Genomic DNA, 21,225 nt, shown 5'->3' on the forward strand with positions numbered 1-21,225 from the left:
TGAGCACACTTGAACGACCACAATCTTTACATCTGAACTGTGCATTTCCACTTTTATTGTGTCCATTCTTATAGATATTCGCTGATTGGCAGCGGGTGCATAGGTAGGTTGTAGTTTCTATGATCATTGTCAGTATTTACAGCTTGTGTGGTTTCAGTTGTATTCTAAAATAAAACACGTTGGATCTGAGCACTACCAACTAATAATATAGGTTATATATAAAATAATGTTTAGAAAATAAAATGGTTTGTAAAGGTACAGAATACGAAAACCTTGCTTACGAATACTTTTCAAAGCTCATTAAGGAGAAGTATTTTGGTTTTTCACATGAACAATGCAAATTAACCCATCAAAAACCTTTTTACTCTAAAGACCGAGAAAAAAATATTTTTTTCGATCTTGTTCTTGAAACATTTTTACCTTATCAACAAGATCCTTTTACTATTCATATTATTGAATGTAAAAATTATACTAACAAAGTAAAGGTTGATGATATTGAAGAATTTGCTTCAAAAATCGACCAAATCAGATCATTAAAAATTAATCCAATATTTATCACCACTATTGGATTTCAGGAAGGTTGTCTTAATTTTGCTAAAAATAGAGGAATAACATTATGGCGCGTCGTAGCAAATCAAAATCACGAAATTATTCTTAATAGACAAAAAAAACGAATTAAAAATATTACAGAAGAAATTAAAGCAGCTTTAATTCAGGAAGATTATAACAATTGGCAGTTTGGAAATACATTTATTCAAACTCCTAATAAATTTACCCTTTATCCTAAAGAGTTTATTAATGACATTATCCATGCTAATAAAAATTTATCTTTTCAATTCTTAGCTTCAAATAAAAAAATAAATACTCCCTATTTATCAAAGAAGCAATTATCACTTAGCGCACAAGAACTTTATAAAAAATATAAAACTAATGAGCATCAATTAGATATATATAAAATATTAAAAGAACTAGGTATCAAAGTAAAAATTACTGAAGAAATAAAAAATCAAGATGTAATTGCTGAAATTAATTTTACAAAAAAAGAAATTACCTTATTCGGTAAAAATGTTTTTTCCGATACTCAACATTTTTTTGCTTTAGCACATGAGATTGGGCATTTTTATTTAGGTCATGATAAGTACTTAATTACTGAACAAAAAACAGATATACATTCAACAAATATTGTCCCTATTGGTATCAATGCAAATATCAATCGCATGGAGTTTCAGGCTAACTATTTTGCAGCTTGCCTTGTACTACCTAAAACATTTTTGACACAAATTTTCATCAAACTATTGAAAGAGCATAATGTTCTACATAGAGGATTTTCAGCTCTATATATTGATGATCAACCGTGTAATATAGAAAATTATCATAAAATTTGCTTACCTCTTTGTAGATTTTTTAATGTTTCACAAGAAACACTAAAAATTAGACTGACAGAATTAGATTTAGCCAGCTTTAATAGAACATTTGATCAAAATCTAAGTAAGCACTAAAAATTCACACCGATTCTAACCTAAGTAAAATTTCTTTGTTATCCAACCCACCAGCAAAGCCGACCAGTTTTCCATTCGCCCCCACCACGCGATGGCATGGTGCAATAATTGAAATTGGATTTTTCCCGTTGGCTGCCCCCACGGCACGAACCGCTTTAATATTTCCCACTTGCTCAGCAATATCACGATAACTTCGGGTTTCACCAAAAGGAATACTCAGTAAAGCGTGCCACACTTTCTTTTGAAACACAGTCCCTTCAAAATCTAAAGGCAAATCAAATTGCTGCCTTGTTCCGGCAAAATATTCACACAATTGCTTTTGCGTTTCTAACAAAATGGGATGATCCACTTGTTCAATCAATTCTGCTAGGCGGACACGTTTTGGATTTTCATTTTCCCACAGCACAGCAACCAAAGCATTTTCTGTCGCCACTAATTTTAAAATACCGACAGGAGAAAGTATTTCCATAAAAGCAAGTTTCATTGTCTTCTCCTGCGGTGCAATAAATAATTCAGATTTTATGATGATGACAGTTTCATCAGCACTAATCCAGAAATAATCAAAACGGCAGCCAACATACGCATAGCAGATGCAGGCTCACCCAAGATAAAAATTCCGACCAGAAAGGAACCGACTGCACCAATGCCTGTCCAAATGGTATACGCAGTGCCAAGCGGTAAAGTGCGCATCGCATAAGCCAGCAAAGCAAAACTTAAAATCATAAAAACGATGGTAATAATACTGGGCGTGAGACGGGTGAAACCTTCCGAAAGTTTCATGGCATATGCCCACACAATTTCAAAAAGTCCCGCGAATATCAGTAAAATCCAAGCCATGACGACTATGCTCCAATTCATTAGAGTCAGGTCGTCCTGACGAATTGTCTTGGCTAAATAAAAATACGCCAAGGGAGGTCGTTCCTCCTACAATGGATCATTATATAAATGATGACTTTCAATTGGGACAATTTTTACATACTTTGACTAACCTATGATGCTAAAAAATACGACTGGCATTGACCAATCGTATTTTCTTAATCCAAAAAAGTTGATCTAAAATTTAAAACGAAGACCTGCACCATAGAACCATGCATTTTCAGAAGACGATGATTTCTGCCTAGCCGTTTCTTGAACGCCTTTATTATAACCATATGCCAGATCCATAAAAGGCATGACCTTTTTATTGATCTCATAACGTATTTCTAAACCCACTTGTGCTGAGTTTAAACCGGTCTTTTTGGCATAATTTGAATCATCACTCAACACCATATTTATATCCAAATAAGGCTTAACAATCCATTTTTGCGTCAGCAACAGATCACGTTCAGTTTCTAAATTAAAAGAAACTTGACGGTCTTGCCCGATATATACATAAGCATCGGTTTCAAAAAAATACGGTGCCATGCCATGAAGACCCAATACGGCATCGACTTGATCTTGGTCAATTTCACGATTTGGATCATTGCGATAACGTAGACCTGCCTGTACATCCCAGAAATCAGCAACATTTCGGCTATATAACAGTTTGGCATCATATTCAGCTTGAGCTGATTCGGCTTTATCGGTATGCACTTTGATAAAAATTTTATTTTCATCCGTCCCGATGCGCGTTTCAAGTTCTGACTTTAAAACACCCCGACCATCGTCATTACGCAGCCATTTACTTTCCAGTATTGTCTGTTGATAAATCTGTCCACCATGTTCTTTTAAATGCGCTGCATGATCAACTTTATGATCGAACTGATAATCCAATTTATGATCCTGATCAAAGCCATCTGAATTTGAATGCGCCAACTGTACAGGTTGCATTTGCTTTTCTTCAACAACTTGAGGCGCTGCGGACATTTTTTGATGCTGTGAATGATCCATCGGGATGTCTTCTGCTGGCTGTGTCTGCTGTTCAGACATCGACATAGCATGATGTCCTTCGTGAGCAAAACTCTGTCCGCTCAGCACCAGTAATGATGCACTCAATGTGCTCATCGCAAATAAATTAATGCTGCGCATGTGCATCTCCTTGCTTTGCTGGACTTGGGCTAGAAGGTGTCGTTGCTGCTTGATTTCCATCTACATTCGCCACAATCATTTTGCTCATCATGCCTGAAGACATGTGGTAAAGCAGATGGCAATGGATTGCCCATTCGCCCAACTCATCCGCAGTGAGCAACGCGGTTACGGTTTTACCCGGTGGCACAATCAGGGTATGTTTATTCGGCATATCACTGCTGTTTTGCCCATTTTCCAACTGCATAAACATGCCATGTAAATGCATCGGATGCGCCATCATACTGTCATTGATAAATTTCAAACGGATGCGTTCACCATATTTCACCTGCAAAGGTTCCACTTCAGTGAATTTTTTGCCATTAATGGTCCAAATATAACGCTCCATCGTGCCACCCAAACGAACCTCGAGTTCTCGCTCTGCTGGACGGGTGTCTTTTTGCGGGGTTAAAGACTTTAAGTCACTGTATTGCAGCGCTTTATGACCTGCGGGTGTGGAAGCATTAGCCCAGCCATAAACCGGCTGTTCATTGTGATCCAATGTTGTTTTTGCTGCTGTATGTGCTGAATGCTCCATCTGCTGTTGTGACTCAGAATCAGACTTGGCTTGGCGTTGTGAATGCTCTGCAACTTCAGCATGGCTCATTTTCGTATGATCCATTGGCGCAGGCTCATGTTTCATCATGGAATGCTGCATTTTTTCATGATTCATATTGGCATGATCGCCCGAAGCACCATGCCCCATATCTTCCATGGTTAGCAAGGCGCGTGGACGTGCTTTCGGCATATGAACAGTTGGTATCTGTGCAAGGGCTTCATTATGCAATGTACCAATTGCAAATCCACTGCGGTCAATCGACTCTGCTTCAATTTGGTAATGATTGGCTTTCGGCTCCACCACGACATCATAGGTTTCCGCAGTGCCTATACGAAATTCATCGACAGCAACGGGTTTAACCGGCTGACCATCGGCACTTACTACCGTCATTTTTAAATTTGGAATATTGACATCATAAAATGACATTGCGGAGGCATTCACAAAACGTAGTCTAACTTTTTCATTCGCTTTAAACATGCCTGTCCAATTTTGTTCAGGTGTTTTACCGTTAATTAAAAAAGTATAGCCCGTGACATCAGATAAATCTGTTTTCAGCATGCGCATTTGATTCCACATGGAACGATCCTGCCATGTGCTTTTTAAGCCATCACGCTTCACCTGCTTTAAAACATCGGCTACGGTTTCACGCTCATTTTGATAGTATTCTGCCGATTTTTTCAGATTTTTCATAATCTGATCGCCCGTCGATTCATGAAAGTCGGACAGCATCACCACATAATCACGATCTGTTTGTTCATGTGCTGCAACGGGCTTTTTATCTTTAGGATAAATCACTAAAGCACCATACAAACCATCTTGTTCCTGTCCTTTTGAATGGGCGTGATACCAATAGGTGCCATTCTGACGCACTTTAAAACGATAGATAAAATCGCTTTGCGGCTTAATTCCTTTAAATTGGTTAAAACCAGGCACGCCATCCATTAAACCAGGCAGCAATAAACCATGCCAATGAATGGAGGAATCTTTATTTTTTAAATGATTATGCACATGAATAACAGCATCATCGCCCTCTTCAAACTCTAAAAGGGGGGCAGGAAACTGACCATTTACCGTAATGCGCTTGAGTGGCTTTCCTGTAATGTTGACCGTTTGTTCATCAATATTCAGATGATATTCTTTAACTGCGGCATATAGCCAAGATGATGAAAATAGACATACACCAACAAGGAGGCTTTGACTTAATTGAATAGACATGACTTAACCTGTAATTTAAAAATGAAAATGTTTTTTAAATCGAGATTAAGCTTTAGGAGGACGTAAAATCTGTTGCCAAAAGCCCGTTAAATGCTGGGCTGAATACTCAAAATTGAGCTGTTGTAACTGTTGGCTTGTTTCTGCACTGAACAATTTTACCGTTTGTGCATCTAACCAAGTGCTTACGCTCTGACAGTGCAACTGTGCGCAATCATTACAACTTGTATGCTGCATCTGATCCTTGATTGAAGGATGACAATCTTGATCAACGTGTATTTGAATATGCGATGAAGAATCGTGTTTTACCTGTGCTTGTGAAGTCTGTGCAGCATGACAATTGGACATTGCCAACATTTCTGTGCTGTGACTCTGTTTAACACTCAACTCAGTCATCATTTGCTGATGTATTGGTTTGACTGAAGCCAAGACAGCACTACTCCACCCGATCACAAAAGCAATCAGGAACACAAACCAAGCTTGTTTGCGTAATTGAGTCAGCACAGATGCTTCCTTCTCGGTCAAAGATCAATCATAAGATGATGGTTGAATTCTATAGCACAGCATAACCAACAATACAGTGATACACAATTTTTTAAATTTAAATGCAATAAAACAGCATGCTATATTTCATACAAATTAAAACAATCGAGTTATTTTTTAAACAGCCTTATTTTCAAATAAAGATCAATAAACAACCATCAACAGTAATACCTAAACAAAGTTAAAAAGGACTCAATTGAGTCCTTTTTATACATTTAATGTCTAATTATTAACCTATTGATCATTAATCGTTTATAAAACAACCAAGTTATCCATATAGTTATCTACATAGATATCCATATATTTATCCACAATTTTATCAACAGCATGACTGCGATTTATCCAAATAAATTAGATATTCACAGCACCCACTTTCGCCAGTTCAGAACGCATTTCATCAATCACCAGCTTATAATCAGGTTGACCAAAAATGGCTGAACCTGCAACAAACATATCCGCACCTGCTTCTGCAATTTCACGGATATTTGCCGGTGTAACACCGCCATCGACTTCAAGGCGAATATCACGACCCGAGGCATCAATTATTTTGCGTGCTTGACGAATTTTTTCGAGTGTCATTGGAATAAATTTTTGACCGCCAAAACCGGGGTTAACACTCATCAATAGCACTTGATCGACTTTATCCAAAACATAATCAAGATAATGCAATGGTGTCGCAGGATTAAAAACCAAACCTGCTTTCGCACCACCCGATTTAATCAGCTGCAAAGAGCGGTCAATATGATGAGTTGCTTCTGGATGAAAAGTAATAATGTCTGCACCCGCATCCAGAAAATCACCAATCATGCGATCTACAGGTGAAACCATAAGATGCACGTCAATCGGTGCTTGAATACCATATTTTTTCAGTGCCTTACAGATACCTGCACCAAAAGTCAGATTCGGTACATAATGGTTATCCATCACATCAAAATGCACAACATCTGCACCAGCAAGAAGGACATTGTCGACTTCTTCACCTAAGCGAGCAAAATCAGCAGATAAAATTGATGGTGCAATTAAATATGGCTTGGACATAAGGAAAACCTGGCTATGTATGCAAATTGATTTTTTACATTATAACAAATTGAACCCGCATACTGTGATTCAATCCTGATGTGATTCGATTTATTCAGCGTTCTAAATATGCAATATTGTGTTCTATTTTTTTACTGTAGCAATTTTCTGGATCTGTTACTTTGACCTATCATCACAAGGTAAATAGAAATGAAAAGCCATACTCAAATCAGTACCGCTGAAGCCGCTCGCATCGCCAAACGTTTACTTAACCATTGGAAACATAAATTTGAAGTGGCTGAAACTGAAGCTGATTTCACGATTTTTATGCCCGATTCGACAGTTCAACTTACACCACAGCCCGATGCGCTATTGGTCTCCATTGACAGCACACTCGAAGACCTCAGTCGTTTAGAACAAGTGGTTCTAGATCATTTAAGCCGTATGGCACAACAAGAATTTACTGCGACATGGCAACATCAATAAATCAAAAAGGGAGAATTATATTCTCCCTTTATTCTTAGAATTAAATGCTTTTTCCCGACGTTTAAGATCTTTATTTTCAGCACATTTAAACAGCGTTAGATATCATCTTAAAACTATGTGTCGAGTTGTACTGCATGAAACTGTAAATGCTCATCGATAAAACTTTGAATAAAATAATAACCGTGGTCATAGCCTGCATGTTCACGCAAAGTTAAATGCTGCCCCACTTGCGCACAAGCCTGTTGAAATAATGCCGGATTCAATTGTGCATAAAATTGATCCTGCCGCCCTTGATCAATTAAAATCTCTTTAAACAAAGCACCCTTCGCTAAAACTAAAGCGCTGGCATCATGTTTTTTCCATTCCGCTTGATCCGCACCCAAATAATGAAAAAATGCTTTTTCACCCCATGGACATTGGCTCGGGGCACAAATCGGTGCAAAGGCAGAAACCGATTTAAATTTTTCTGGATATTTCAATGCAAGGGTCAATGCACCATGACCGCCCATAGAATGTCCGAAAATACCGATTTTATGGCCGTGAATTGGAAAATTATGACTCACCAACTCATAGAGTTCATCAACAATAAAACGTTCCATTTGATAATGTTCAGCCCACGGTGCTTGGGTGGCATTGATATAAAATCCTGCCCCTTGACCCAGATCCCAAGAATCACCTTGCGCCACATGTTCACCTCTTGGAGAGGTATCTGGACTAATCAAAATAAAGCCCAACTGTGCGGCCAAGCGTTGAGCATGGGCTTTAATGGCAAACGTGTCTTCTGTACAGGTTAAACCTGCCAAATAAAAAAGTGTCGGACAGGCCTGTCCAAGTAAAGCTTGTGGTGGCAAAAAAATACCGAATCTTGCTTCACCATTGAGCACCTTAGAATTAAAAGCATAAATGCGCTGTTCACCCTCAAAGCATTGATTATGTTGAATTAACTCCATGTGCATATTTCCTTTCTTTTATTGGATTTGAACACTTAATTGTGGTGTTTCTACTGTTTTGCTATCACTCTTGCCCACGACTGGAAATAAGCGTTGTTCCAATTGTGGCAACATAAATTCCATGTTTTTACCAATCGACCATTGCGGTTCAGACGCTTCAAAACCTTGAGCCGACTCCCACTGTGCCACTGTTGCTTTCGCTTGCTCAAATGCCGCAGTTACAGAAGTCTGCTCTCGCATCGCCTGATCAAAAAAAGCACGTCCAAAATACGTATAATCCGCTTCATTTGAACAACCAAAAGAGGCTCGATCTGCGGCAGATGCGGTAATAATCAAGGTATTATCATCTTGTAATGCAGGAACAAAACTCCCTGAATAACATGCAGAAATCACAATTACACGCCAGCGAATCCCAGACTTATCTAAGGTCTCTTTTAACCATTTCGGATCAACATCATTTAAATCTATTGGTGCATTTTCCATTTCAAACTGATTTGGCAAACCATGCGAGGTCATGTATAAAAATAATACATCACTTTCTCGGTTCATTTGCTGTCCAATTCTACGCAGCGCCAAGTCCATACTGGTGCGTGAAGCGATGGGAATTTTAGTTCGTGTTGTCGGATTATTAATTAACACCAGTGAACGTCCAAAAGTTCCAAAACGGGTATCAAATTGTTCCTTAATGCGTTCAACTTCCGACTTAAACACGTCTTGATAGCCTGCGCCTGCCACGCCTAAAAAATACCAATGAGATTGTGCAAACTCACCATACTGAACCGCTTCCAGAGATTTATTCAGGACCTGATTTTGGGCATAAAAGGCATCTTCAGCAAAAGTGGGCGGTATTTCTTCGACTTTCCAAATGGGTTGGCTTTTGACTGACATTTGCCAAACCACAAGGGTAAACAGGGTTGCAGCAACAATCAGTGCCCGCTCCCACCATGGCCACTTCAATTCACGGGAGAATACCCAAACCACGGCCAAACTTTGCCAAACAAACAGCACCATGAAAATCGTGGGTAAATAGTCATAGAAAATATAAGGCAATACATCGATATAACCTAAATACTGAATAAAACTTTGTAATAAGGCGATATGTGTGTCGAGTACCAACCACAACAATGCGGGTACGAGCATTAAACGTAGGTTATTAATCCGTTGTGACAGGAAAATCCCAACAATTAAAGCAATAAAAGGCCATAACGCATAACTAATCAAGCCTTGAGGATTGAAATCCCCGACTTCACCAGAACTTAACCAACTAAAAAGACTGTTGGCACTGCCGCCTAACCCCCCCCAAAAGATCAATTGCAAAATCGAGGGGCGAACGATCTGTAAAGACCGACGCGACCCCAAAAAAAGCCACATCCCTGCAGTTTGGTTACTTTTAAAATCATGCCAAAAATTGATGGAGGGTTTGAAGTCGATCATAGGATTTCGGGTTGGCTATAGCTCGCTGATTTACAATCTAAGTGTATGCTTGATGGGAGTTTTATCAATGCTGTTTTTAACTATATAACAGATTAATGCACAATATTGAAGCAATTACCCATCTACTCTATAAGATGATACTGAAAGTAAGCATCAAAACGACAAGCATCACCTTGCCATTGATGATTGGGTTGTTGATTTGCCAGATAGACGGCCAGACGAGGACGCTTCACCACCACTCGTTTTGCCAGTTTTTGTGCCAAAATCAATAAATTATCACCCAAGTCCATTTCACCATCTTCAGGCAAGAGCATATGTAACAATTGCATCTGTTTTTTGACTTGAGCTTGTTTTTTAATGGCTTGCTGATTTTGATCACGCTGCGGAAACATTGGGTCTAAATAAACCACATCAACCGTCTTATGCTGTTCTGCTTGCTGGATTAAATAGTCAGCAGAGTCAGAAAAAATTAAATCAATTCGTGCCACGACCGAGCTTAAAAAAGGATCATGTTCAGCATTGTTTTTACTGTCTTCAAGCAAGGTAAATAAAATAGGATGTCGTTCAAGCAAAGTGACTTCAGCACCTAAATGTGCCATCAGTAAACTATCATGACCCAAGCCTGCTGTCGCATCAATCAATCTGGGTTTTTCGCCTAAATTACATGCCCGTGCAATCATTTCAGATTTGAGTGAAGCTCTTTTTAACCGTGGAACTTCAGCTTTCCAGTCGGGTTGCATTTTCATACCATTGGCACACAGCCAAAGGCCCAACTCATCTACACACAACGCTAATTCTGGATGAAAACGTAAAAAGCGAGCATTCAGTTTTTCAATGATTTCTAAATTTACCTGAACCCCACGAGAAGAAAGCACAGCAGAATACTGCTGTGCCTGCGCTTGAAACTGAGGTTCTGTAAACAAATGCATTACCAAGAAACCCAACCTGTCCACCAAGTGACCAAAATAAACAAACCAAAGCCTATACGATAGTACGCAAATGCAGTGAAATCATGTTTCGATACATAGCGGATTAATGCACGAATCACGATGAGTGCAGAAATAAATGCCACAATAATACCCACAGCTAGAACAGCCATATCATTACTATGCAAATCAGCACGCATTTTGTACATATCTAATAAACCAGCACCCATTAATACAGGAATACCCAGAAAGAAAGAAAATTCTGCTGCTGCTTTACGTGATACACCTAAAAATAAAGACCCAATAATGGTTGAGCCTGAACGCGAAGTACCCGGAAATAAGGCTAAACATTGAATCAGACCAATTAAAGTCGCTTGTTTATAGGTCAAATCATCGACTTCTTGGGTTTCAATGTTATGCGGACGGCGTTCAGCCCACAAAATAATAAAACCACCCACAATTAATGCAATTGCGACGGTAATCGCATTAAATAAGTAAGCCTTAATTATATCGCCAAACGTTAAGCCAACAATCACGATTGGAATTGAAGCAATAATTAAGTTAAGACTTAAACGGCGGCCTTGTTCTTGACCTTTTAGACCACCAATTAAAGCGCCCCAAAGTTTGCCCCAATACTCGTAAATCACAGCCGCAATTGCACCAATTTGTACTGCAACTGCAAACATTTCTCTTTTTTCAATTGTCCAGAAATCTAAAAGTTGACCTGCTAAGATTAAATGCCCAGTACTGGAAATAGGTAAAAATTCAGTAATCCCTTCTACCAAGCCCATTATGGCCGCTTTAAATAATAATAAAAGATCCATATCTAACCTTAAGTTGCTTTAATTTGTTCTGGAATTTTTTTCCAAGCGTTATCACGTAAATACACGGGTAATGCCTGTTCAGCACTGACCCATTTTTTTTGCTTAACATCTGTGCGCGCAATGGTCGCAATATCTTGCGCAGTCGCACTTAAGTCTTTGTATTGTATTTGTTCTGGCTTAATTAAAGCTGAACCTGAACCGACCAATTCAAATTTAACGATTTCAGTGGCATCACTATAGTTTAACAATTGCTCTGCATCAACAGCTTGCATAATACTCTGTTGATCGAGTTGAAAACTTGCAATATACACTTCCTTCATACGTGCATCGAGTACCGCAGTGACTGCGGTTAAACCGTAAATACGATAAGCTGCCTGCGCTAAAGCTTGTAAGCTCGAGACAGGAACAACTGGCAGATCATTGGCCCATGCCAATGCCTGAGTGACAGCAGCATTAATTCGCACGCCACTAAAAGAACCCGGACCACGGCTAAATGCGATTGCAGTTAATTCTGATGCAGATAGCGTAAGCTGAGTAAATGCTTGATCTATCATGGGGAGAATGGTTTGCGTTTGTGCTTTTGCTCGCGCATCTAATTGAAAAAATAATTCGTGGGTTTCATCTACAATACAGATGGAACACTGCTCATTGGCAGTTTCCAATGCCAGCAATTTCATGCGCGACCTTAATTTATTTGGCGATAAAAAACGAGTGTTATCATACCCCACTCATGCACGCTAGGCGAGATTTTACATCTGAGGGATACAAAAAAGCCAAGTACCAACTTGGCTCGATAAATCCATTCTAATTAAAGTTCAACAGCTTCCAAATTTTGAAAATGCTTAAAATGTTCAGCGTAATGTAGCGCACTCATTTTAAGTTTAACTTCAGCAGCCTGATCTAAAGTTTTGACAATTTTCCCTGGTGAGCCCATCACGACAGAATTATCAGGAATGATCTTACCTTCAGGAATTAAAGCATTCGCCCCAATGATGCAATTTTTACCAATCACAGCATGATTTAAAATAACAGAATTAATCCCAATCAAGCTGTTATCACCAATGGTACAGCCATGTAACATGGCTTGATGTCCAATCGTAACATAGCGACCAATATGCATTTCAATGCCCGCATCGGTATGTAAAACGGCATTTTCCTGAACATTGGTAAAATCCCCCAAACTGATTTTACTGTTATCGCCACGGATCACAGCACCAAACCAAACACTGACCTGCTTGCCCATTTCAACTTGACCAAGCACGGTTGCATTTTCAGCAACCCAACCATCCCAAGGTTGATGCGTTGCTTTCGGTGCATAGCCATTAAATTTATACATCATGTTTTATCTTCCTTGATCTATTTACCACGTTGAATCTTATTGCTATAAAAAGCGGGGGAATTTAATAAAAAAGGCCATTCTTTCTGATAGTTCAAACCATACTGAAATAATGAAACTAACATGCGTGCAGTCAAACCCCAAACGATTTCATTTTCCACCCGCATACTGGGAAAATATAAAGACTGATGTGCATAACGTACTTCATAAGGAATCGGTGGCGCTTGAATTAAACTATCCAGTGATGCAAAAAAAATACGATCAATTTCACTCGGTTGAGCAATCAAGTTGACTTCTGGCGGAATCAATCCCACCACAGGTTTAACCAACATACCATTACGTGCTTTTTGCATCGGTAAATCACCAATCAATTGCACATCAAATGGATTTAATGCGGTCTCCTCATAGGCTTCACGTAATGCCACCACAATATTACTGGTATCTTGTGGGTCTCGTTTGCCTCCCGGAAAGGAAACCTCGCCAGCATGATTGGATAAATAAAGTGAACGGCGAGTAAGTAAAACCTTGGGATTGGACTCATTGGTAATCGCAATTAATACAGCCGCTTGTGCAGATTTAACCCGTGTGGAAAACCGTAATCTTTGCTGTAATGATTGAATTAACGAATGGTCATCCATAGCCGACTCTCTGTTTATTTCTTCTTCATTTCATCATAGCTGAATTTTTATTCTAAAAGATAGAAATGATGCCAAAGTTAAATTTTTCAGTTATGCTGATCGCACCTTGATCATTGACGATGAATATGAATTTCTGTGTAATTTGTGGACATAAAACAGCGGAAAAAATCCCACTCGGCGATCATCAATTACGCCGTGTTTGTACAGATTGTGGCAATATTCATTACATCAATCCCAAGGTTATTTGTGGGGCGCTGGTACTCTGGGAAAATAAAGTTTTACTCTGTCGACGCGCCATTGAGCCACGTTATGGATTATGGACACTTCCAGCGGGTTATATGGAATTGTTTGAAACCATGGAACAAGGTGCGGCAAGAGAAACACGCGAAGAAGCCGAAGCTGAAATTGAAATTGAACAGCTCTATTGTATGTATAACATTCCTCGAATTGGTCAAATTTACGTTTTATTCAAAGCAAATTTAGTCAATGGTATGTTCGGTGCAGGTGAAGAAACCATTGAATCACGTTTATTTGAAGAACATGAAATCCCTTGGTCTGAGCTGGCTTTCCCAAGTGTAGAACATACCTTAAAGCACTATTTTGAAGATCGTAAAACCCATTCATTCAGTATGCATTTAGAAACATTGGGTTCGCGTTTAGATCATACGGGCTAATTTTTTGAACAGAATTAAAGCATCAAAAAAGCCCATCTCTTGATGGGCTTTTTTGATGCTAATGGTAATTTTTACTTAATCGCAATGCTATAACATGGAGCTAAAGTGAAATCGAGTGTTCCCCCCGCCAACGTAGCCAGTGCCTTATCTGCATCACTTGCTGCATTAGCATTCGCTAAATTATAAACATGTTGAAAACTCGCTAAACTGTTCCCCCATCTGACTGGTTGCTTAGCTGAATCTGTAAAAGTCACACGCGCTTGTCCACTGGTTAAAGTTGGATCCAATAAACTTGCTACGTCTAACAATGCCCCACCAACGATTATACTTTCAGTCGATGAATTAGATGATGTTTTAATGCTAGAGTTCATGCCAACCAAAGCACCATTAATTTTTGCAAACTTGTCCTGAGCTAAAATCATACGTATAGAGAGTAATTTATTCGCAGTAAATGCACGTGCAATCGTCCCTAGACGATACTGTTGTACACCATACTGATCAACAAAGGTATTCTGATCAAATGAGTTTTCAGTACACGCATTATTGGATGTAGACATATCCGTCTCGGTAGCGCCTGATTTAATATTAGAACGGATATCACCATTTTGATCGATCACAATCCCTAACTTAACAGCTGGGACTGAGCTTTCTGTAAATTTAAAAGTTAAATCTGCATACATTGGAAAAATATATTTATCTCCAGATCTCACATTACTGACAGATTGAAACACTTGTTTATCTAAATAAGTGATTGGAAATATTTTATATAAATCTAAAGACCCTTTAAACTCATCTGTAGTGGTACTTTGCTTCCAACGACCTAAATCTTTTAAATCTTCCGTGCTAACTGTCGTCTTATTGGTTAATAATTTATAAAATTGTTCTCTACCAGCCATCATATAGTCATTAAAAAGCTTACCCTGACTGATGATCAATGGCTGTGAATTTACATCTGCTACATCTAGCTGATAATTTTGATCAATTTTTTTATTAATCGGGTTAATCCAATGCTCTTGTGCGAGTGCAGTCATACGAACGGGTTTTACCTTACGAATTAACTCAGCATTGACACTGCTAATAGCAGCTAAATCACCTGTAGCTGCACCTTTCCATTGTAAGCCACTACCAAAAGTGTAGCCCTGTCGGTCGGTAATCAACATAAAGTGTCCAAACAAATATTTGGTCGAACTATCACTCTTCTTTAAATCACAATCTTCTTTATTACAGCCGACCAAACCATCGGAACCCGATATTAAACTGCCCAATACGCCACTGGTTGAAAATAGCGCAAATTCTGGTTGATAGACGGCGGCAGTCGCAATCGTCATTAATTTACTAACCACTTCAAATGCTTGATCATCATCAATCACTGAAACATCAACCCATGGTTTAATAATATTTATATATTCATCACTGACAATTTGTTGCGAAGTGACTGAACTTAAAATAAGTTCTAATTTTGAGCGCATTGCATCGGTAATATATAAAGCTTGAATATCAGTGGGCGTATTAATTTTGTTCTCTTGCAAAGCTAAAGCTTGGAAAATTTTCACCAACTTCATTGCCACCCTGATAGTGGGATCATTTTTATTTAAAGCTTGAGCATCTTGTTGCGTAATCCCCACAGCCATATCCAAAATGGTTAAACGAGGGACTTGATTAGTGCTGAGTCGTGCCACTTTATTTAACTCGACCACACCTAAATTAATTTTTTTATCTTTTTCACCTTTGATAAAGAAAGTGACTTTATCGCCTGTTCTACAACTTCCTGTTGCAGCACCATCACTCAAATCTAATATTGAGATAAAACTATTGGTTGTATCACTACTACAGGTAAAATTAAGTCCATCCAATGGATAATCTAAAGCAAATTCTACACACCCATTCATTTTTGGTGTACATGCACCATTTGCCGTACTTGAATCATACGTCTCGGGAGTAATATTAGCGCTCTCACCACCACAGCCACTCAAAGCAGCCATCAATGTTGTGAGTGTAAAAGGGAGTAAATATTTATTTTTCATCCTGAATTCTCTTGTTCTATTCTTAACGAATGGCAATTAACTTTAATTGACCTTGATTGGTCAGTGCTCTGTTCTCTAAATCGATGGCACTGGCTAAAGGTGTGAGTAATATATATTGGCTTTTAAGTGGGACATGAATCACCCCTTCAATTTTTTCATAGGAAGTAAAAGATGCCACTGCATCATGATTTTTAAAACCACCTGCACCTTCTAGGACACAAGCATTTGCATCTAAAAAGACCACAAAGGGCCAATAAAAAGTAGGATCCTGTTGACGTGAAGCGTAAGAATTAATTTGAATATTTTGAATTGCATTGGATACCTGCACAATTTCAAAATCGAATTGATCTTTTAAAGGTACTCGTGGCCATAGATTAACCTCTTTCCCCAAACTCACGGTTTTGGCATTTTTAATTTTTTTATCTTGAATACATTGTTGTCCTAAGCTATCCACCACATCCGCTTGTGAAATTCGATAATATGTCGATGACAATGTAATGGGGCCACTCTCTTTTTTTTGATTGTTTTTAAAAAGTGACTGTATGATGGATTTACTTACCCCTTTTTCTCTTTCTACCAATTGTAGTCGCGTTGCGCCATGCTTAATATCAATGATCCCTTCAGGCATTGCATAAAAACGCTTTTTGCCCTCTAGATTAAATTCCTTATCTTCTAAGTATTCATTTCTAATATATTTTTCACCATTGATACTCATAAAAGCATCGGTATTTTCAGCTTCTGGTTGTTTTACCACAAGAGCTAAGCTCGGCTGCTGTACAACTTTCTCAATCACGGGCTTTGGCTTTAAAACATCTTTCTTTTGTTCTTCATTTTTAGATGCAACCTGTACAACATGTTGTTGTAGAGCTTGATCAGCAACATTAGAATTTTTTGCTGTCGTGTTCGCCAATGATTGATGATCAACCGACAACTCTAAACCCTTGGATGACTTTATTTCAGCTACAGCGATTGGTTGCTGAATGTCTGGCACTTGTTTTTGCTCTGGAGCAGGTGGTTGCTGTTGCGTTAAAACTTCAGCAACCTTGCTTTTGAGCGGCAGACTTCTTTGTTGTACGACCATCGGTCGACCATCTGGACCAATAATGGTATAAAACTCACCTGCATATGAAAAAGATACATCTAAAAGGCATAATGTCAGTATCGATTTCACCAATAATTTTTTTTTCATTATTTTCAATATACCTACCATCTGGTTCTATAGTTCAATCCTAGAATTGTGACTTTCGTATCCGTTTTAACATTTAGACCTGCATAAGGATTCAATAGAATATTATTAACACCTGTTTGGTTTGCTAGGCTACTCGAATTTGCTGGAATTTTATCTTTACTACGCAGAAAACCAATCGACAAATCTACATCCGTATCTGCGTCAAAACGGTAACCCACCCCTAAACCAAACAATTGTGCATTGTTAATCGGCACCATCGTATTGCGTTTATTATCAGGAATTGCACTGGTACGAGGCTCATACCCCGCACGCAACTTCAAACGATCTGTCGCTGAATATTCCAAGCCTATGCCAAAATTCCATGGTGAGGTAAATTCTAGCGGCAACGCTAAAGACGTATCCCCAATATTTGCCGAGAGTAATTTGGCAATTTTTAATGCTGAAATTTGTCGATCAAATTCAAATTTAAACTTATCCCAAGCCTTATAATCTGTCCATCCAACATCAAAATTAACTTGTAAATCAGGTAGTACCTTATATTTCACACCTGCTTGAAAATGTGCAGGGTATTCAAAGTCCATTGAAACAAGACCTGACTCACTGGCAGGAACCACACTCGGAAAACCTAAAATTGCGGCAAGAATTTGTCCTGTTGGCGAAGACATTAAGCCTTTAATAAGCTCCTGCGGCGCTTTAGCATTATCAATATGGTATTTACCTTTTAGACGCATTTTTGCAGAGCTTTGATAAACCATCCCAAAACTAAAATCTTCGGTCGGTTCCCACAAAACACCAAGGTTATAACTTGGACTGAGCGACTGCTCTAATGCCAGCTGCATTTGTCCAAAACGGCCAAAAGGATTCATCCCCTCTTCGGTATTACACATACCAAGAAGCAAGATGTCGGTAATAATGTCCTGATTTTCCTTGAAAGGGGTACAAACGACCTCATCGATCATTCTGAGCATACCAATCAATTCATTGGGAAAACGCAAATCTGTTTTTAAGCCAATCGCTTGATAAGACATCCCAACTGAAGCACCAATCGACAAAGCGTCATTTACTTCATAAGCAATTGATGGTGATAAATAGGTAATCCGTTCCAGAGCAACTTGTTGCCCCATATAATTCCCAGCATTACCATTTTCAGCACCAAAACCAGCAACTAAAGGTGCATACATTGCTGTGGCAAACGTCATTTTTGAACCGGGTGGTTTATAGGCAATACCTGCTGTAGGTGCAGCCATCGGTATCCCTTCACCCAGATCAACCATTTTTTTCAATATTGGCACATATAAACTGACGTACTCTACATCACCATTCACGGTGCCCTTAAAGTCCGTACACAAATCTGAAGAAACCTCAGGGCCATCATTACACACCATTGGATCATCAGAGTAACCAAATACGTTGTAACCTGCTGGAACTGAAAACTCTCTTTTAATATCAAAATTAGCAAGAATCCCCTGCACGTCGGTTTGTAAGCCTTCAATTTTGGTCAAAGCGGCTGGGTTAAAATGAATGGCACTAATGCCTGGAGGATCTGCCGTAACAGCATTCCCCATACTGAGTGATCGAATATCAACAGACAAATTTTGCCCCAATTGAGCAAACGTTGCACTTGAACAGCCCGATAATATAATTGCTGCTGCTAACGGGCGAAGTCGAATCTTATACATACGACCACCCTCTTAGCGTAGTTTCTTACCGAAACCTAAAATATCAAGTGGGAATGACAAACCTAAAGAAACATCAGGTGCATCTTCTGTTAAGCCTATGCCCACCGTTCCATTTACAATGGTTTCTGGTGAAACACGAACACCCAATGAAATTGCTAAAGTAGAACTGGTCTGGTCAGCGGGAGAATAACTTTCACCAGAACTATAGGTAAATTCTGATCCAGTGTTAAAACTCTGCTGATATGACATCGTCATAGAAACATCATAGTTAAACGAATAAGCAAAACCAAAAGCAAAACCGCCACTAATCCCAGGTTCAAACTCATTAATAGTACGTGAACCACGTTTCTGATTAAGCTCCGTTTCTTTAAATCCATAATTTGCTGAAACAGAGGCAAAAAGTACCACAGGATCTATATATTTACGTGTACTGGCACCAACACCCGCCGAGTAATACCCTTTTCCCGTTCCTAGGTCATCGGCTGCATTTACTTCATACGGACTATCACCTGTTTTAGTCGATACATTACCAAATAAAATCAGCGGTAATCGACCCGTTTTTAGTGGGAAGGGCTCCCAACGTGCACCAAAAGATATATCACCTAAACCTGCTGTAGAGGTATCTTTTAATAAATCTGTTTTTGCAACTAATGGTAAAGAAGCAGTAAAGGTTAAATTATCGAGGACACCATACTGCGCAGTAAAAGTATTGGTCATTGAATGTGTTGCATTTTCTTGAACACGCAATTGATAAAGCTGACCTTTGGCCATTTCAGCATCAATTTGCGTATCACGATAATACGTATAATCAATATCATAATAAGATGAAATATCACCTTTTTTGATTAATGAATACTGTCTTTCATTTGAGGTGAAAACTTCTTGTAAACTTGCTTCCTTACTCGCATCACCTTCTTGCTGTTGTAATGCTGAAGAGGCTTGTGATTGTTCATTGACAGGTTGCGTTGCCGTATTTGCTGAAGACGGTACAGGTGTAGATACCGCTGCTGCTGGCTCCTCTACATTTTCATACCCACCCAGTGCTGGCTCTTCTACCACTGCCCCCCCTTCCGATTGAGAAGGAGTCGCTTGTGATACAGTTAAATCAACATCTGCTTGTTGTTCAACAACATCATACCCACCCAGCGCTGGTTCCTCTGCTGCATATGCCCCCCCTATTGCCACTTGAATACTCAAAGCCAATAAAGTTTTGTTCATCCATTTACGATTCATATTCCATCTCACCATTTTTATTTTTTTAATCTGTCACTTTTAAACTTTATTTACTCTTGTAATAAAGACGTAAAAAATTATAGGTAGGTTTACCAAAATTTTCTGATTCTTCATTTAAATTTTTATCTAAACGAATTGTTGATGCTTTATCTGCAATTTTATCCATATAAAATTGTGGATATTGCAAATCAACAAAAGCATAGCGATTCACTGTTGCATCCTCTACATGTCGTAAATCTGAATCTTGAAGTGCTAAGAATTTTTTTCTGTTTTCAGGAGCGACATTAATTAAAAAAAGCGTATTGTTTTCCCAAATATCTTTAAAACGCTGTTCATTAAAGCTGATATTCCCCAATGCAGGATCAGCCACATAGACGCGACCATTCTTATAAGCCTTAAAAACAACGAAATGCTTAAATCCTGCATAAGAAATTGGCACAATAGCAGGCTGAGCCTGTGTGACTAAATCTGAAAATTCGCCTTTATATCCACCACTTTCTAGACCTAATGCACCGACAAAGCGCTTCATATCCAAAAGAGAGAAACTTCGACGTTCAATAATTTTTTCAGTTTCACCAAACTTCAACAGACCATTCATGGTTTGTTGTTCAGATAATTGCGTACCCACATATCCATTTAACAATGTCGTTAATGCTGCAGACCCACAACTATAGTCATATGCTTGACGGACAATGCCACGAAACTGATCCTCTAAAGCAGGTTTGATGAGAACAGGCTCACGGTGCATCCGACTAAAAGAATCTTGTCGAGAATCCAATGTTTCTGTGTAATAAACAGCTTCCGCTGGTTTTTTCTTAATTTCAAAGGCTTCTGTGGCAAAGTAGTACATCAATGCCGAGCCTAATGCGATCTCTAACATATCTTTTTAACTTTTCTAGTTATCGGCATGACGTGCCTATGTTCATTATTTTTCTAGAGCAAATGCTCTACATCCATGT

Annotated in this window: 22 protein-coding genes; 3 read left to right on the forward strand and 19 right to left on the reverse strand. The window is 38.8% G+C overall.

What is annotated here, in order from left to right; translation table 11 throughout:
• On the reverse strand, positions 1–127 hold a 127-nt coding region (locus B9T30_RS16755; RefSeq protein ID WP_319830017.1), incomplete at its 3' end, for an IS1 family transposase.
• Between the two features lie 115 nt (positions 128–242).
• On the opposite strand from B9T30_RS16755, the gene B9T30_RS14705 reads away from it, so the two are divergent.
• Entirely contained in the window at positions 243–1,499 is a 1,257-nt protein-coding gene (locus B9T30_RS14705; RefSeq protein ID WP_086185665.1) for an ImmA/IrrE family metallo-endopeptidase, read from the forward strand.
• 4 nt (positions 1,500–1,503) lie between these two features.
• Here the strand turns inward: B9T30_RS14705 and B9T30_RS14710 are convergent, their stop codons facing one another.
• The 6 genes from B9T30_RS14710 to rpe all read right to left on the reverse strand — a co-directional run bounded on the left by B9T30_RS14710 (position 1,504) and on the right by rpe (position 6,894).
• Positions 1,504–1,983 carry a methylated-DNA--[protein]-cysteine S-methyltransferase gene (locus tag B9T30_RS14710; protein ID WP_086185666.1) on the reverse strand — a complete coding sequence of 160 codons (480 nt, stop codon included), beginning with the start codon at positions 1,981–1,983 and terminating at the stop codon, positions 1,504–1,506.
• 35 nt (positions 1,984–2,018) lie between these two features.
• The gene (gene sugE, locus B9T30_RS14715; RefSeq protein WP_086185667.1) at positions 2,019–2,336 is read right to left on the reverse strand and encodes a quaternary ammonium compound efflux SMR transporter SugE; all 318 of its coding nucleotides are present in this window, start codon (positions 2,334–2,336) and stop codon (positions 2,019–2,021) included.
• A gap of 216 nt (positions 2,337–2,552) precedes the next feature.
• Complete coding sequence (locus B9T30_RS14720) at positions 2,553–3,506, reverse strand: copper resistance protein B (protein ID WP_086185668.1); 954 nt, start codon at positions 3,504–3,506, stop codon at positions 2,553–2,555.
• The gene (locus tag B9T30_RS14725) at positions 3,493–5,316 is read right to left on the reverse strand and encodes a copper resistance system multicopper oxidase (protein WP_086185669.1); all 1,824 of its coding nucleotides are present in this window, start codon (positions 5,314–5,316) and stop codon (positions 3,493–3,495) included. The genes B9T30_RS14720 and B9T30_RS14725 overlap by 14 nt, the downstream gene beginning before the upstream one ends.
• 45 nt (positions 5,317–5,361) lie before the next feature.
• Positions 5,362–5,817, reverse strand: a complete 456-nt coding sequence (locus tag B9T30_RS14730) for a hypothetical protein (RefSeq protein WP_086185670.1) — start codon at positions 5,815–5,817, stop codon at positions 5,362–5,364.
• A 390-nt stretch (positions 5,818–6,207) separates the two neighbouring features.
• On the reverse strand, positions 6,208–6,894 hold the full coding sequence (rpe, locus tag B9T30_RS14735; RefSeq protein ID WP_086185671.1) for a ribulose-phosphate 3-epimerase: 687 nt from the start codon (positions 6,892–6,894) through the stop codon (positions 6,208–6,210).
• A 189-nt stretch (positions 6,895–7,083) separates the two neighbouring features.
• Here rpe and B9T30_RS14740 point away from each other — a divergent pair, with 189 nt between their 5' ends.
• Positions 7,084–7,359, forward strand: a complete 276-nt coding sequence (locus tag B9T30_RS14740) for a DUF2218 domain-containing protein (protein WP_086185672.1) — start codon at positions 7,084–7,086, stop codon at positions 7,357–7,359.
• Between the two features lie 113 nt (positions 7,360–7,472).
• Here B9T30_RS14740 and fghA read toward each other — a convergent pair whose 3' ends face one another.
• The 7 genes from fghA to B9T30_RS14775 all read right to left on the reverse strand — a co-directional run bounded on the left by fghA (position 7,473) and on the right by B9T30_RS14775 (position 13,467).
• A complete protein-coding gene (gene fghA / locus B9T30_RS14745) occupies positions 7,473–8,309 on the reverse strand; it encodes an S-formylglutathione hydrolase (RefSeq protein WP_086185673.1) in 837 nt (278 codons plus the stop codon).
• A gap of 18 nt (positions 8,310–8,327) precedes the next feature.
• Positions 8,328–9,743, reverse strand: coding sequence for a C13 family peptidase (locus tag B9T30_RS14750; protein ID WP_086185674.1), 1,416 nt, complete (start codon positions 9,741–9,743; stop codon positions 8,328–8,330).
• Between the two features lie 122 nt (positions 9,744–9,865).
• Positions 9,866–10,672, reverse strand: coding sequence for a class I SAM-dependent methyltransferase (locus B9T30_RS14755; protein WP_086164539.1), 807 nt, complete (start codon positions 10,670–10,672; stop codon positions 9,866–9,868).
• Positions 10,672–11,493: an undecaprenyl-diphosphate phosphatase gene (locus B9T30_RS14760; protein WP_086185675.1), complete on the reverse strand. Its 822-nt coding sequence runs from the start codon at positions 11,491–11,493 to the stop codon at positions 10,672–10,674. Before B9T30_RS14760 ends, B9T30_RS14755 begins: the two co-directional genes overlap by 1 nt.
• Before the next feature lie 8 nt (positions 11,494–11,501).
• Positions 11,502–12,170, reverse strand: a complete 669-nt coding sequence (gene tsaB, locus B9T30_RS14765; protein ID WP_086185676.1) for a tRNA (adenosine(37)-N6)-threonylcarbamoyltransferase complex dimerization subunit type 1 TsaB — start codon at positions 12,168–12,170, stop codon at positions 11,502–11,504.
• Positions 12,171–12,301: 131 nt separating this feature from the next.
• Positions 12,302–12,832, reverse strand: a complete 531-nt coding sequence (locus B9T30_RS14770; protein WP_086185677.1) for a gamma carbonic anhydrase family protein — start codon at positions 12,830–12,832, stop codon at positions 12,302–12,304.
• A gap of 17 nt (positions 12,833–12,849) precedes the next feature.
• A complete protein-coding gene (locus B9T30_RS14775) occupies positions 12,850–13,467 on the reverse strand; it encodes an NUDIX hydrolase (protein ID WP_086164542.1) in 618 nt (205 codons plus the stop codon).
• Positions 13,468–13,592: 125 nt separating this feature from the next.
• On the opposite strand from B9T30_RS14775, the gene B9T30_RS14780 reads away from it, so the two are divergent.
• Positions 13,593–14,141: an NUDIX hydrolase gene (locus B9T30_RS14780; protein ID WP_074947638.1), complete on the forward strand. Its 549-nt coding sequence runs from the start codon at positions 13,593–13,595 to the stop codon at positions 14,139–14,141.
• Between the two features lie 71 nt (positions 14,142–14,212).
• Here the strand turns inward: B9T30_RS14780 and B9T30_RS14785 are convergent, their stop codons facing one another.
• Genes B9T30_RS14785 through B9T30_RS14805 form a run of 5 tightly spaced genes read right to left on the reverse strand, consistent with a single transcriptional unit; the run spans position 14,213 to position 21,146 of the window.
• On the reverse strand, positions 14,213–16,165 hold the full coding sequence (locus B9T30_RS14785; RefSeq protein ID WP_086185678.1) for a hypothetical protein: 1,953 nt from the start codon (positions 16,163–16,165) through the stop codon (positions 14,213–14,215).
• 22 nt (positions 16,166–16,187) lie between these two features.
• Positions 16,188–17,354, reverse strand: coding sequence for a putative pilus assembly protein FilE (gene filE / locus B9T30_RS14790; RefSeq protein WP_086185679.1), 1,167 nt, complete (start codon positions 17,352–17,354; stop codon positions 16,188–16,190).
• A 14-nt stretch (positions 17,355–17,368) separates the two neighbouring features.
• A complete protein-coding gene (locus tag B9T30_RS14795) occupies positions 17,369–19,033 on the reverse strand; it encodes an OmpP1/FadL family transporter (protein WP_086164545.1) in 1,665 nt (554 codons plus the stop codon).
• 12 nt (positions 19,034–19,045) lie between these two features.
• On the reverse strand, positions 19,046–20,266 hold the full coding sequence (locus B9T30_RS14800; protein WP_086185680.1) for a hypothetical protein: 1,221 nt from the start codon (positions 20,264–20,266) through the stop codon (positions 19,046–19,048).
• A 46-nt stretch (positions 20,267–20,312) separates the two neighbouring features.
• On the reverse strand, positions 20,313–21,146 hold the full coding sequence (locus B9T30_RS14805) for a C39 family peptidase (RefSeq protein WP_086185681.1): 834 nt from the start codon (positions 21,144–21,146) through the stop codon (positions 20,313–20,315).
• Positions 21,147–21,225 lie beyond the last annotated feature (79 nt).

Origin of the sequence: Acinetobacter sp. ANC 4973 (assembly GCF_002135275.1) — a bacterium.
GTDB lineage: Bacteria > Pseudomonadota > Gammaproteobacteria > Pseudomonadales > Moraxellaceae > Acinetobacter > Acinetobacter kyonggiensis.

What these genes read in the sequence shown, in the direction of transcription:
- B9T30_RS14705 (WP_086185665.1), top strand. Translation starts at nt 243, where the DNA reads ATGGTTTGTAAAGGTACAGAATACGAAAACCTTGCTTACGAATACTTT.
- B9T30_RS14710 (WP_086185666.1), bottom strand. Translation starts at nt 1,983, where the DNA reads ATGAAACTTGCTTTTATGGAAATACTTTCTCCTGTCGGTATTTTAAAA.
- sugE (WP_086185667.1), bottom strand. Translation starts at nt 2,336, where the DNA reads ATGGCTTGGATTTTACTGATATTCGCGGGACTTTTTGAAATTGTGTGG.
- B9T30_RS14720 (WP_086185668.1), bottom strand. Translation starts at nt 3,506, where the DNA reads ATGCGCAGCATTAATTTATTTGCGATGAGCACATTGAGTGCATCATTA.
- B9T30_RS14725 (WP_086185669.1), bottom strand. Translation starts at nt 5,316, where the DNA reads ATGTCTATTCAATTAAGTCAAAGCCTCCTTGTTGGTGTATGTCTATTT.
- rpe (WP_086185671.1), bottom strand. Translation starts at nt 6,894, where the DNA reads ATGTCCAAGCCATATTTAATTGCACCATCAATTTTATCTGCTGATTTT.
- B9T30_RS14740 (WP_086185672.1), top strand. Translation starts at nt 7,084, where the DNA reads ATGAAAAGCCATACTCAAATCAGTACCGCTGAAGCCGCTCGCATCGCC.
- fghA (WP_086185673.1), bottom strand. Translation starts at nt 8,309, where the DNA reads ATGGAGTTAATTCAACATAATCAATGCTTTGAGGGTGAACAGCGCATT.
- B9T30_RS14750 (WP_086185674.1), bottom strand. Translation starts at nt 9,743, where the DNA reads ATGATCGACTTCAAACCCTCCATCAATTTTTGGCATGATTTTAAAAGT.
- B9T30_RS14755 (WP_086164539.1), bottom strand. Translation starts at nt 10,672, where the DNA reads ATGCATTTGTTTACAGAACCTCAGTTTCAAGCGCAGGCACAGCAGTAT.
- B9T30_RS14760 (WP_086185675.1), bottom strand. Translation starts at nt 11,493, where the DNA reads ATGGATCTTTTATTATTATTTAAAGCGGCCATAATGGGCTTGGTAGAA.
- tsaB (WP_086185676.1), bottom strand. Translation starts at nt 12,170, where the DNA reads ATGAAATTGCTGGCATTGGAAACTGCCAATGAGCAGTGTTCCATCTGT.
- B9T30_RS14770 (WP_086185677.1), bottom strand. Translation starts at nt 12,832, where the DNA reads ATGATGTATAAATTTAATGGCTATGCACCGAAAGCAACGCATCAACCT.
- B9T30_RS14775 (WP_086164542.1), bottom strand. Translation starts at nt 13,467, where the DNA reads ATGGATGACCATTCGTTAATTCAATCATTACAGCAAAGATTACGGTTT.
- B9T30_RS14780 (WP_074947638.1), top strand. Translation starts at nt 13,593, where the DNA reads ATGAATTTCTGTGTAATTTGTGGACATAAAACAGCGGAAAAAATCCCA.
- B9T30_RS14785 (WP_086185678.1), bottom strand. Translation starts at nt 16,165, where the DNA reads ATGAAAAATAAATATTTACTCCCTTTTACACTCACAACATTGATGGCT.
- filE (WP_086185679.1), bottom strand. Translation starts at nt 17,354, where the DNA reads ATGAAAAAAAAATTATTGGTGAAATCGATACTGACATTATGCCTTTTA.
- B9T30_RS14795 (WP_086164545.1), bottom strand. Translation starts at nt 19,033, where the DNA reads ATGTATAAGATTCGACTTCGCCCGTTAGCAGCAGCAATTATATTATCG.
- B9T30_RS14800 (WP_086185680.1), bottom strand. Translation starts at nt 20,266, where the DNA reads ATGAATCGTAAATGGATGAACAAAACTTTATTGGCTTTGAGTATTCAA.
- B9T30_RS14805 (WP_086185681.1), bottom strand. Translation starts at nt 21,146, where the DNA reads ATGTTAGAGATCGCATTAGGCTCGGCATTGATGTACTACTTTGCCACA.